We start from the raw sequence: 11,266 nt of genomic DNA on the forward strand, positions 1-11,266 counted from the left end.
CTTAAGTCCTGTTTTTTATTATTGAATCTTTTTAAATAAGAAGTCGTTAATTTTATGGCCTTCTTCAATTCCACGACGTTCAAACTTAGTTTGAGGACGCCAGTCAGGACGAGGATAACTGTTACCTTTACCCGCCATATTTTCTAAACGAGGGCGGTTATCTAATACATCTAACATCCATTCTGCATAGGGTTCCCAATCGGTCGCAGCATGGAATGTTCCACCCATTTCAAGTTTTTCTTCAACTAAAGGCATACGATCGTGTGAGACGAAGCGACGTTTATGGTGACGTTTTTTCTGCCAAGGATCGGGGAAATAAAGTTGAATTGCATTGATACTGTTATCTGGCATTTCACGCAAAACTTGAATTGCATCCGCATCAAGTAAACGTAAGTTTGTCAAACCAGCCATACCCGCTTCATATACACATTGTGCAATGCCGGGAACATGTACTTCGATGCCGACATAATTGCGTTCAGGATTGGCTTTTGCCATAAGTACAAGAGAGCGCCCCATACCGAAACCTATTTCAACCGTCAATGGACGTTCAGGATGCTCAAATTGCTGACGTAAATCACCAACAGGATATTCCAAAATTAAGTGACCATATTGTTCAAGCGCAGTTCGTTGAGAAGTATTCAACGGAGATGAACGGCGCATAAATGTGACAATTTCGCGATGCTCGTTCAAGTTGTCTAATTCTACAACTTGCGGGTCTAATTGATCGTTCGACATAACTTTGGCAAATGAGAAAAAATTCGAATGCGGTATTTTAAGACCTGAGTCTCCTAAGTCAAACCTTTTTCTACCTGAAAGCGCTACGTAGCTATCAATGATTTGTCGATCTATTCATGAACTTTTTCAAAATGTCATGAATTGTTCATCTACTTGTCATGCCTGTACACTAGGCTTGGAAAATAATATGAACAATGAATAAGACTTAAAATGAATAAAATAACGCTAAATAAATGGGTGTTCAATAAACTCACATTATCTTTATGTTTGATCGGATTTAGTTCAACGCCGTATGCTGAACTCATGATCAGCCAGTATGTGGATGGTAATAACAACAAGAAAGGTATTGAACTATACAATCCAGATGGAGGTGTTGTCGATTTATCCGCGTATCAATTAAAAATATTTCCGAATGGTCTAACCACCGCGAATTTGACGGTTAAGCTGCAAGGAACTTTAACAGCTCAGCAGCACTTTTTAATTGGACATTCAAATTTAAAAACTGAATTGGGTGAAGTAGTTCAGCAAACTGCTAACCTATCATTCAATGGCGATGATGCAATTGTTCTCTATAAAAACAATGTGGCTGTCGACCGTTTTGGTGCGATTGGAATACAGCAAAACTGGGCAACCGGTTTAAGCTTTGAACGTACAAAGAAAACACATGATGTCGTTTCGATAGATCCATCTGCACCCTTTGAAATTCAAAAAGAGTGGGCTAAATGGTCGGATCGAAATGCTTTTAACCAGTATTTAGAGATTAGTACAAATGAACCAATAGAGCCATCTCCGACGACTCTAAGTTGTAACTCTGCGAATACACCTATCGCTGAACTCTCACAAGCAGCTAAGAATCAAAACTATACTGTGAAGGGGGTGATTACTGCGGATTATCGTTATGCGAATGGATTCTCAGGTTTCTATATCCAAACCCCTGATGCCAAAGCAAAACCCGATCTAACTAACGCGATTTTTGTATATGCTCCTGCTTCAAGTCCTATAAAAGGAGGAAAAGTCGGAGAAGAAGTCGTTCTTAAAGGTCGATTAACTGAATATCAAAATCAGTTACAGATTGATAATTTATCCGAAAATATTTTAACTTGTAATCAAGCGGCAAGCGCTAGGATAACGCCATTATCAATCGAGTTACCATTTGAGAGTTTAACTAACGCGTCAGGGCATGCGCCAAAGCGTTATCAAGGTATGTTGGTTAAAATCCCTCAAACATTAACGGTAAGTGAAAATTACAATTATGGTCGCTACGGACAACTGTCATTAAGTCTAGGACGTTTGTTTATGCCGACCAATATTTATCCAGCTAAATCAGGAGAAGCAACGGCATTGGCGCAAAAAAATCTTTTGTCCAAAATTGAACTTGATGATGGATATAATGCACAAAATTTAACGCCTACACTGCCAAGTCAGTTTAGTGCTTTAAATACCCTACGTGCAGGTGATCAGTTAAATGCTGTTGAGGGTATTCTAGAATATCGATTTAATTCTTGGCGTATTCAACCTGTACAAGGTCGTACTCAAATCCAAATTAAAGCGAACAACCCGCGGCCACCGATGATTCAGAAAAATTCAAACCAAACCCGTGTCGTGGCTTTCAATGTTTTGAACTATGACAATGGCTTAAATGGTTTTCCAACTGAGCGAGGTGCTAGCAGCAAAGCTGAGTTTGAGAAGCAACATGCCAAAATAGTCAGTGCAATGAAAGAAATCGATGCTGATGTATTTGGTTTAATGGAAATTGCGAATAATGGTTATGGTGAAAATAGTGCCATTGCATATTTAACACGAGCACTTGGATCGGAGTGGAAATATATCACTCCGCCAAATTCAAATCGATTAGGTGATGATGCGATTGCTGTTGCGATTATTTACAACAGTAAGCGTGTAAAACCTGTTAATGCTGCTGCAGTGTTTGATGATCAGTCACAAAGAAATCGAGTGACCCTCGCTCAGAGTTTTCAACCATTAAGTGGCGGTAAAATCTTTACGGTTATTCCGAATCATTTGAAGTCTAAAGGTAGTTGTCCTTCAAATGATCAATCTGCTGATGCGGATCAAGGTGATGGTCAGGGGTGTTGGAATGCGACACGGGTTAAAGCGGTACAACAACTCATGCAGTGGATTGCAAAGAATCCAACGCAAATTACAGGTCATCCGAATACGCTCTTGATTGGTGATTTAAACAGTTATGCAAAAGAAGATCCTATCTTGGCTTTAGAGCGTGCTAATTATACGAATGTACTGGCGAACAAGGTTGTAGGGCTCGGCGAACAGGCGTATACCTATGTATTTGGTGTCGACAGTAACAAAGCTGGATTTGGTGGAGCTGGTAATTTGGATCATGCTTTAGCTGATGCTTCGCTCTTTCCTGCGGTTAAGCGTGCATTTGTATGGCACATTAACGCTGATGAGCCAACGAACCTAGATTATAACGAAGAATTTAAGACTACAGAGCAGAAGTCGCTCTTTTATGCTGATCATGCATTTAGATCATCTGATCATGATCCAGTGATTGTCGACTTAGAGCTTAACAGCTCAACAAATGCTGAGCAGCCACAGCGTGACACTAAGTCAGGTGGTGGTTCGTTGAACTGGCTATCCATTTTAGGATTAAGCCTGTTAGCCTTGATTGGTTGGAGACGCAGAAACCATTCCTAAAACTTAGCAGTAAAAAAAGAGCCATTTGGCTCTTTTTTTAAGTGTTTGAGATACGTTCTATCAATGTTACGCTCGCTTGGTTTAAACCAATCACACGTACCTGAGTCCCTTGAGCTTCAAATTTAGCCACGACATTCGCTAACATATTGACAGACGTGATGTCCCAAATATGAGCATAGCTGAGATCTATTTCTACTTGCTTGATATCTTCTTTGAAATCAAAAAATGCATAAAAAATTTCTGCACTACTGAAAAATATTTGACCTTTCACCGTATAGTATCGCACGTGATTTTCTAATTCAGATTGAACTTTTACTTCACTCTCGAGTTTATTAATGAGAAATAGGGCTGACAGAATTACACCAATCAATACGCCTAGAGCAAGGTTATGTGTTGCAAGAACTATCATCACGACAGTAAGCATGACAACATTACTTTGCACGGGATGTTTGCGGAAATTTTTTACTGAATCCCAATTAAATGTGGTGAACGCGACCATGATCATAATGGCGACTAAAGCCGCCATAGGAATATAAGCCAACCAATCTTTAAAGAAGACCACGAGACATAGCAAAAAAACACCAGCCACTAATGTGGATAACCTTGTTCTTGCACCTGAGCTGACATTGATGATGGATTGACCGATCATTGCACATCCAGCCATACCCCCCATAAAGCCACTTACCATGTTCGCGATCCCTTGACCGCGACATTCTTGATGACGATCTCCTTCAGACTCAGTCATTTCATCAATCACAGTCGTAGTCATCATGGTCTCAAGCAAACCAACTGTGGCGAGCGTGAGAGAGTACGGTAAGATAATAAGTAAAGTGTCGAGACTGAATGGAATTTCAGGAATTAAAAATACAGGCAAGGTATCTGGAAATGCACCTAAATCACTGACTGTTCTCATGTCAGCGCCAAGAAGGAGTGCCAATACACTGAGTACAATAATACACACTAATGGCGATGGTATGATTTTTCCGATTTTGGGCAAATGAGGAAATGCGTAAATGACCAATAAACCAATCGCTAAAAATATATAACCTAAGCTATTCATTTGAGCAATTTCTGGAAATTGAGCGATAAAAATGAGAATCGCTAAAGCATTTAAGAAACCATAGACCACCGACTGGGAAACAAAACGCATGAGTTTTGCGACTTTGAGATATCCAGCGATAATTTGAATTACACCTGTCAGAATCGTTGCTGCCAATAAATATTGTAATCCGTGTTCTTTAACAAGAGTGATCATCAGCAGCGCCATTGCACCTGTAGCAGCCGAAATCATAGCAGTCCTACCACCAAAGAAGGCGATCGTAACAGCTATACAGAATGAGGCATACAGACCTACCTGAGGATCAACGCCAGCTATCGCCGAAAATGCGATTGACTCTGGAATCAAAGCTAAGCCTACGACTAAGCCTGCAAGTACGTCAGTTCGAATGTTAGAAAACCACTGATCTTTCTTTAAATAAATCACAATTTGCCTTTCACAAAGATGTAGCAGCGCTATGGTAAAACATCACACAAATAAAAGCTGAAAAAAGCTTGAAAATTAATTCAATCTGCACAATATTCATAAGGAGATCATCGATGTTTACGCTTGCTTGCAATTTAAAAAACAGTTCTTATTGAAAAAAAGCGTGAAGCAATTTAAAAATGATAGTAGTTAGATAACAAGGAAAAAGTATGAAGTTGTATTATTCGCCAGGTGCATGTTCACTCGCAGCGCATATTATTTTAAATGAAATTAATGTTGATTTTGATTTGGTTCGTGTTGATCTTAAAACTCATACCACTGAAAAAGGCGAGGATTACTTCGCAATTAATCCTAAAGGCTATGTGCCGGCGCTAGAAATTAATCCTGGCTTAATTTTAACGGAAAATGTCGCAATTTTACCATTTTTGGCACAGCATGATCCTGCTCAAGATTTAATCCCACCTTCTGGATTAGGTCGAGCAAAAGTATTAGAGTGGCTTGGTTATCTAAATTCTGAATTACACGATGCTTATGCAGTGTTTTTCGGTGCAACGCTCACGGACGATGCAAAACAAAAAGCGTATGCCGAAGTTGATCGTTTACTGACATTCATTGATAAAACCATTGGTGAATCTAATAATGATTATTTGGTAGATGATAATTTTGGACCTGCAGATGCGTACTTATTTGTACTCACCAATTGGTCGAATCTTATTGAACATGACTTGAGTCCTTATAAAAATATTATTCATATACGCAATAAAGTTGCAGAGCGTCAGTCTGTACAGATTGCGATGAGAGATGAAGGATTGATTCCTTAACATTTAAGGTTTCGTTCCGTTTTTTTTGAGAAAGAGCCGAAAGGCTCTTTTTTTAATCTAAAATTTTCAGAGTAATTTCACAAAGATTATTTAGAAATAGAGAGCATTAAAAAGACAAATTTTTCATCATAATTCGTTTCAGATTCAGTGATAATTCATTAAATAAGATATCTTTATTCATGATATTTTTTGAACTAAACATTATTTAAGTTGTTGATTAAAATATGATATTTATATTTTGTATTTAAATCGTTGGACTAAAAAATGAGTTTGAAATTATATTCTTACAACGAATCAGGTAACAGTTATAAAGTACGTCTGTTAGCAGCATTATTGAAAGTGGATCTTGAAATTGTAGAACTAGATTATTTCAGTGATGAACAGCATAGTGAGAAATTTTTAAAAATTAATCCTAAAGGCGAAGTGCCAGCATTAGTAGATGGCGATATTGTTTTAACTGATTCTGCCGCAATTTTGGTGTATTTAGCAGGTAAATATTCAGATAAAAACACATGGTGGTCTGAAGATTTAGTCGAACAAGCTAAAATTGTAGATTGGCTTGCCTTTGCTGCCAGTTGGGTGCAATTCGGGGTTTTCACGGCACGCGCGATATTGTCTTTCAAAGGTCCATACAATGGTTTGGGATTAGAAAGTACTGAGCAAACATTTAAAGAGGCGAAAATACGTGGTCACAAATCTTTGGCTATTTTAGATGGTGTGCTCAAAGACCGTGAATGGTTAGCGAATAATAGACCAACTATTGCGGATATCGCAGTGTTTGTCTATGTCGCGTTAGCACCTATGGGTGATATTTCTCTAGAGCCTTATCCAAACGTACGCGCTTGGATTGAAAGAATAAAAGATTTACCTAACTTTATCAAAATTGATGGATTGGATGATCCTTTGTATCGTCGAGTGAGTTAAGAAAAAACCCACTTTAAAAAGTGGGTTTTTTTTATTTAAAAAAGTATCCAGTTTCTGGAGAGCTTGCATTTGCCATACGTTTGCGTGGCATACGACCAGCAAGATAAGCCTCGCGTCCAGCTTCAACGGCTTTTTTCATAGCAGAAGCCATTAGAATCGGATTCTGTGCAGCAGCAATTGCAGTGTTCATGAGTACGCCATCACAACCTAATTCCATCGCAATAGCAGCATCACTAGCTGTACCAACCCCAGCATCCACCAAGACAGGGACTTTGGCATTTTCTTTGATGATAGAAATGGTATGTGGATTAAGAATACCTAAACCAGAACCAATTAAACTCCCCAAAGGCATAATAGCGACACAGCCCATACTCTCAAGTTCTTGCGCGACGATAGGATCATCAGAGGTATAAACCATGATTTCAAAACCATCATCGATCAATGTTCTTGCAGCTTTTAAGGTTTCAGTAATATTAGGATAAAGCGTTTTTTCATCACCTAATACTTCAAGCTTGATTAAATTGTGACCATCTAAAAGTTCACGTGCGAGCATACAAGTGCGAATGGCACTATTGGCATCAAAGCAACCAGCTGTATTGGGAAGAATGGTGTATTTTTCCGGTGGAATCACTGAGAGTAGGTTAGGTTGATCTGGATTTTGACCAATGTTTACGCGACGGATTGCAACAGTAACGATCTCAGCACCACTGGCTTGGATTGCTAAGTCAGTTTCCTGCATATCCTTATATTTTCCAGTGCCCACTAATAGTCGTGAACTAAATGAACGTGATCCTATGATCAACGGACTATCTTCCATATTTACTCCGAGTTAACCACCGCCAACAGCATGAATTATTTCTATACGGTCAGCATCTGAAATAGGGGTATCTGCTAGTTTACTTTTTGAAATGATCATTTCATTTTTTTCAACAGCAAATCGTTTACCTTCTAGCGATAATTCTTGAACCAGTTCTAATAAGTTTTGGCATTGCGTTTGAATCGACTCGCCATTTAAAAAAATATTCATCAGATGACCTTCAAATTAATGTTGAATTTTGAATGCTTGCCATGCTAAAAGTAGCCAGCCAATAATCATCAATGCTCCACCAAGAGGTGTAATTGCCCCTAACCCGCGCGGGAGCCCTAAAGCCATGAGATATAGAGATCCACAAAATAAAATGATACCGAACTGGATGAAGATAAAGCTGAATTGAGTTGAAAAGTTTGGAATTATTTTTGGTATGAGTGCGAGTATTAATAATCCAATTGCATGATAAAAGAAATAATCAGTTGCAGTCTGCCACCATGTCAGTTGGGCTTCGGTTGCACGAGCTTTAAGGCCATGAGCGCCGAAAGCACCTAGCATTACGGCAAGCGCTAAATTAATGGCTGATATTGAGATCCACATCAGGTTATTCCCAATCGAAAATTGCGTCATACGATAGCATACATGACGTACGATTTTTTTAAACTTGCATAGCGTAAATACAAAAAAAGAGCTTATAGCTCTTTTTTTGTAATCGTATTAATTTGATGACATGGCGATCTTGATCTTGTCCATGGCATTTTTTTCAAGCTGGCGAATACGTTCAGCGGAAACATTATATTCGGCTGCTAGTTCATGCAACGTAGACTTATCATCATCTAACCAGCGGCGCTGTAAAATATTGCGTGAACGATCATCCAGCTGATCCATTGCTTCATGTAAAGCAGAGGTGCTCTGTGATTCATAATCTTCTTCCTCTGCTAAACGAGCAGGGTCATAACGATTATCCTCTAAGTAAAGCGCAGGAGCGACATGAACTGAGCTTTCATCATCTTCATCGGATTGAGCTTCGAAGGCTGCGTCATAAGCTGTTAAACGACCTTCCATTTCAAGAACTTGTTCAGCTGTTACATTTAAATCAGCCGCAATAGATTGTGCTTCCTCGAGCGTTAATTTCTTGCTCGATTTTTTTAAGCTTCTTAAGTTGAAGAACAGTTTACGTTGAGCTTTAGTTGTCGCAATTTTAACAATACGCCAGTTACGAATCACATATTCGTGGATTTCAGCTTTAATCCAATGTACTGCAAAAGAAACTAAACGTACTCCCATATTGGGATCGAAGCGTTTTACGGCTTTCATCAAGCCTAAATTACCTTCTTGGATTAAATCGCCTTGAGGTAAGCCGTAACCTGCGTAACTGCGGGCAATATGCACAACAAAACGAAGGTGGGACATCACCAGCATTTTAGCTGCGTCTAGATCTTGGTCATAAAAATAACGTTCAGCTAACTCTTTTTCTTGTTCAGCTGTCAAAATAGGGATCTGGTTTACAGTACTAATGTAAGCACCTAAATTGACCCCGGGCGCAGACAATGACAGGGGCATCAATTGATTGCTGCTGTCAGTCATGAGTACTCCTTATAGGAAAATAGTTTAAAAAACCAATTACATTCATCTTAATCCTTATAGCATACAGAATTAAGCGAATTTGGGTAGTGAAATGTAAATTTAAATACAATATTTATCCATGATTAATTTAGATGAAAACACCTAAGATTCAATCACGTAATGAAATTCAGAATCCGAAACTTGTTTAAATGCGCATGTCAATTTATGTAGCTGACAATAACGTTGAATATCGATTTGACTGTTCGGATCTGAAGCTTTTAATAAAAATTGCTGAGGTGCACTATTTTGTTTCATCGATTTCTTAAGTAGCAGTAAAGGTAAAGGGCAAGGTTTACCCATCGCATCGATTAACACTTGAGACATAGTAAAACACGAGATTGAATAATAAAGTTGGTCATTATTCTAGCAAAAGTGTGACTTAAGAATAAAATTAAATGATTTAGATGAACTGTTCAAATAAAGTGCAATTTTTGCACTAAATTTGTGTGATTAATATACAAGTTTTAGTTAGATAATTAGCTAAAATTTTTCTATTAATTGTGTTGTACCCATGTTAAGCTCAATGCGTACTTAAGGATTGCGTAGAGAAATTTGTTCTCTAAGCCTTATTTATAATGGATATAACCGGGATTTTGTTAATAGTTTTACAGAATGATTACAAGCTTTGAAATAAAAAATGTTTTAAAATTTGTTTGCTCTGCTGTTTGCAACACCGGGTGGTCCCTTTTCTTACCAACTGAGGATTAACTTATGACAGCTCGCGAACAAGGCGTTGTTAAGTGGTTTAACGATACTAAAGGTTTTGGCTTTATTCAACGCGCAGGCGGTGATGACGTATTCGTTCATTTCCGTGCTATTCAAGGTGAAGGCCACCGTTCACTTCGTGACGGTCAACGCGTAGAATTCAGCGTTGTACAAGGTCAAAAAGGTTTTCAAGCTGAAGAAGTTCAGCCTTTAGACTAATCCTACTTTTCACTGAAAATTAGGTTACGCTCCAATTTTGATAAATTGGGGCGTTTTTTGTTTATACTATAGACCATTATCAAATATTGATTGTAGAGCCCCTTATATGTCATCAGGTTTCGAAACCCTTAATTTACATCCGCAACTTAAGCAAGCGATTGATGCTTTAGGGTTTAATGAAATGACCCCCATTCAACAGAAAGTATTGAAATATACGTTGGCAGGGCATGATGCAATTGGACGTGCACAAACAGGCACAGGAAAAACCGCAGCATTCTTAATTAGTGTTATTAATGATTTATTGAACAATCCGATACAAACACAGCGTTATCGTGGTGAACCCCGTGCTCTAATTATGGCACCAACGCGTGAGCTTGCGATTCAAATTGAAAACGATGCACGTGATCTGACTAAGTTTACCGACTTAAATGTTGTGACTTTGGTGGGTGGTGTAGACTTCGATAAGCAAAAAAAACAACTGGATGAAAATTTCGTAGATATTCTTGTCGCGACACCAGGTCGTTTGATTGATTTTACTGAACAAAAAGAAATTTGGTTGGATCAAATTGAATTTTTAGTCATTGATGAGGCAGATCGTTTACTGGATATGGGATTTATTCCTTCTGTTAAACGCATTGTGCGATTCTCTCCACGCAAAGAACAACGTCAAACTTTAATGTTCTCTGCTACGTTTAGTTATGATGTACTCAATCTTGCTCAACAATGGTTATTTGAACCTGTTACTGTCGAAATTGAGCCTGAGAAAAAAACCAATGCTGACGTAGAGCAACGTGTTTATGTGGTTGGGAAATCAGATAAATACAAATTGCTGCAAGAAATATTGCGTGATGAGCCCATTGAAAAGGTCATGATATTTGCAAACCGCCGTGATCAGGTCCGTAAGCTGTATGATCATCTTAAGCATGATGGTTACAAGGTAGTGATGTTATCTGGTGAAATCGCGCAAGATAAACGTTTAAAGATGTTGGATCAATTTAAAAATGGCAAACACAACATTATGATCGCAACAGATGTGGCTGGTCGAGGTATTCATGTGGATGGTGTGTCACACGTGATTAATTTTACTCTGCCTGAGCAGTCTGATGATTATGTACACCGTATAGGTCGTACAGGTCGAGCAGGAACAAGAGGGGTGAGTATCAGTTTCTTGTCAGAAGATGATGCTTTTTATTTACCTGAGATCGAAAAAGCGATTGGTCAAAAGATTCCATTGACACGTTTAGATGGTTATTGCTAATTGCTCAATAAAAA

The 11,266-nt window shown here is 38.5% G+C and carries 12 protein-coding genes; 5 read left to right on the forward strand and 7 right to left on the reverse strand.

Features of this window, described 5'->3' with window-relative positions; all coding sequences use genetic code 11:
- Nucleotides 1-18 precede the first annotated feature (18 nt).
- Nucleotides 19-735: a tRNA (guanosine(46)-N7)-methyltransferase TrmB gene (trmB, locus tag CL42_RS05420; protein ID WP_035265903.1), complete on the reverse strand. Its 717-nt coding sequence runs from the start codon at nucleotides 733-735 to the stop codon at nucleotides 19-21.
- Between the two features lie 210 nt (nucleotides 736-945).
- On the opposite strand from trmB, the gene CL42_RS05425 reads away from it, so the two are divergent.
- On the forward strand, nucleotides 946-3,408 hold the full coding sequence (locus tag CL42_RS05425; RefSeq protein WP_051586531.1) for an ExeM/NucH family extracellular endonuclease: 2,463 nt from the start codon (nucleotides 946-948) through the stop codon (nucleotides 3,406-3,408).
- Nucleotides 3,409-3,445: 37 nt separating this feature from the next.
- On the opposite strand, the gene CL42_RS05430 is transcribed toward CL42_RS05425, so the two are convergent.
- Nucleotides 3,446-4,891, reverse strand: coding sequence for a SulP family inorganic anion transporter (locus CL42_RS05430; RefSeq protein WP_035265905.1), 1,446 nt, complete (start codon nucleotides 4,889-4,891; stop codon nucleotides 3,446-3,448).
- Between the two features lie 209 nt (nucleotides 4,892-5,100).
- Here CL42_RS05430 and CL42_RS05435 point away from each other — a divergent pair, with 209 nt between their 5' ends.
- Complete coding sequence (locus tag CL42_RS05435; protein WP_035265907.1) at nucleotides 5,101-5,712, forward strand: glutathione S-transferase N-terminal domain-containing protein; 612 nt, start codon at nucleotides 5,101-5,103, stop codon at nucleotides 5,710-5,712.
- A 264-nt stretch (nucleotides 5,713-5,976) separates the two neighbouring features.
- A complete protein-coding gene (locus tag CL42_RS05440) occupies nucleotides 5,977-6,636 on the forward strand; it encodes a glutathione S-transferase family protein (protein ID WP_035265910.1) in 660 nt (219 codons plus the stop codon).
- A gap of 31 nt (nucleotides 6,637-6,667) precedes the next feature.
- Here CL42_RS05440 and CL42_RS05445 read toward each other — a convergent pair whose 3' ends face one another.
- The 5 genes from CL42_RS05445 to CL42_RS05465 all read right to left on the reverse strand — a co-directional run bounded on the left by CL42_RS05445 (nucleotide 6,668) and on the right by CL42_RS05465 (nucleotide 9,394).
- A complete protein-coding gene (locus CL42_RS05445; protein ID WP_035265911.1) occupies nucleotides 6,668-7,453 on the reverse strand; it encodes a thiazole synthase in 786 nt (261 codons plus the stop codon).
- Nucleotides 7,454-7,465: 12 nt separating this feature from the next.
- Complete coding sequence (thiS, locus tag CL42_RS05450) at nucleotides 7,466-7,663, reverse strand: sulfur carrier protein ThiS (protein ID WP_035265912.1); 198 nt, start codon at nucleotides 7,661-7,663, stop codon at nucleotides 7,466-7,468.
- 15 nt (nucleotides 7,664-7,678) lie between these two features.
- Nucleotides 7,679-8,044: a DUF423 domain-containing protein gene (locus tag CL42_RS05455; RefSeq protein WP_035265913.1), complete on the reverse strand. Its 366-nt coding sequence runs from the start codon at nucleotides 8,042-8,044 to the stop codon at nucleotides 7,679-7,681.
- 117 nt (nucleotides 8,045-8,161) lie between these two features.
- Nucleotides 8,162-9,031: an RNA polymerase sigma factor RpoH gene (gene rpoH / locus CL42_RS05460; RefSeq protein ID WP_035265916.1), complete on the reverse strand. Its 870-nt coding sequence runs from the start codon at nucleotides 9,029-9,031 to the stop codon at nucleotides 8,162-8,164.
- A 141-nt stretch (nucleotides 9,032-9,172) separates the two neighbouring features.
- The gene (locus CL42_RS05465) at nucleotides 9,173-9,394 is read right to left on the reverse strand and encodes a sulfurtransferase TusA family protein (RefSeq protein WP_035265917.1); all 222 of its coding nucleotides are present in this window, start codon (nucleotides 9,392-9,394) and stop codon (nucleotides 9,173-9,175) included.
- 387 nt (nucleotides 9,395-9,781) lie between these two features.
- Here CL42_RS05465 and CL42_RS05470 point away from each other — a divergent pair, with 387 nt between their 5' ends.
- Both CL42_RS05470 and rhlB read left to right on the forward strand, forming a co-directional pair.
- Nucleotides 9,782-9,994: a cold-shock protein gene (locus CL42_RS05470; protein WP_004824348.1), complete on the forward strand. Its 213-nt coding sequence runs from the start codon at nucleotides 9,782-9,784 to the stop codon at nucleotides 9,992-9,994.
- Nucleotides 9,995-10,100: 106 nt separating this feature from the next.
- The gene (gene rhlB / locus CL42_RS05475) at nucleotides 10,101-11,252 is read left to right on the forward strand and encodes an ATP-dependent RNA helicase RhlB (RefSeq protein WP_035265921.1); all 1,152 of its coding nucleotides are present in this window, start codon (nucleotides 10,101-10,103) and stop codon (nucleotides 11,250-11,252) included.
- Nucleotides 11,253-11,266 lie beyond the last annotated feature (14 nt).

This window comes from Acinetobacter sp. Ver3, from assembly GCF_000632455.1.
Taxonomy (GTDB): Bacteria; Pseudomonadota; Gammaproteobacteria; order Pseudomonadales; family Moraxellaceae; genus Acinetobacter.

What these genes read in the sequence shown, in the direction of transcription:
- trmB (WP_035265903.1), bottom strand. Translation starts at nt 735, where the DNA reads ATGTCGAACGATCAATTAGACCCGCAAGTTGTAGAATTAGACAACTTG.
- CL42_RS05425 (WP_051586531.1), top strand. Translation starts at nt 946, where the DNA reads ATGAATAAAATAACGCTAAATAAATGGGTGTTCAATAAACTCACATTA.
- CL42_RS05435 (WP_035265907.1), top strand. Translation starts at nt 5,101, where the DNA reads ATGAAGTTGTATTATTCGCCAGGTGCATGTTCACTCGCAGCGCATATT.
- CL42_RS05440 (WP_035265910.1), top strand. Translation starts at nt 5,977, where the DNA reads ATGAGTTTGAAATTATATTCTTACAACGAATCAGGTAACAGTTATAAA.
- CL42_RS05445 (WP_035265911.1), bottom strand. Translation starts at nt 7,453, where the DNA reads ATGGAAGATAGTCCGTTGATCATAGGATCACGTTCATTTAGTTCACGA.
- thiS (WP_035265912.1), bottom strand. Translation starts at nt 7,663, where the DNA reads ATGAATATTTTTTTAAATGGCGAGTCGATTCAAACGCAATGCCAAAAC.
- CL42_RS05455 (WP_035265913.1), bottom strand. Translation starts at nt 8,044, where the DNA reads ATGTGGATCTCAATATCAGCCATTAATTTAGCGCTTGCCGTAATGCTA.
- rpoH (WP_035265916.1), bottom strand. Translation starts at nt 9,031, where the DNA reads ATGACTGACAGCAGCAATCAATTGATGCCCCTGTCATTGTCTGCGCCC.
- CL42_RS05465 (WP_035265917.1), bottom strand. Translation starts at nt 9,394, where the DNA reads ATGTCTCAAGTGTTAATCGATGCGATGGGTAAACCTTGCCCTTTACCT.
- CL42_RS05470 (WP_004824348.1), top strand. Translation starts at nt 9,782, where the DNA reads ATGACAGCTCGCGAACAAGGCGTTGTTAAGTGGTTTAACGATACTAAA.
- rhlB (WP_035265921.1), top strand. Translation starts at nt 10,101, where the DNA reads ATGTCATCAGGTTTCGAAACCCTTAATTTACATCCGCAACTTAAGCAA.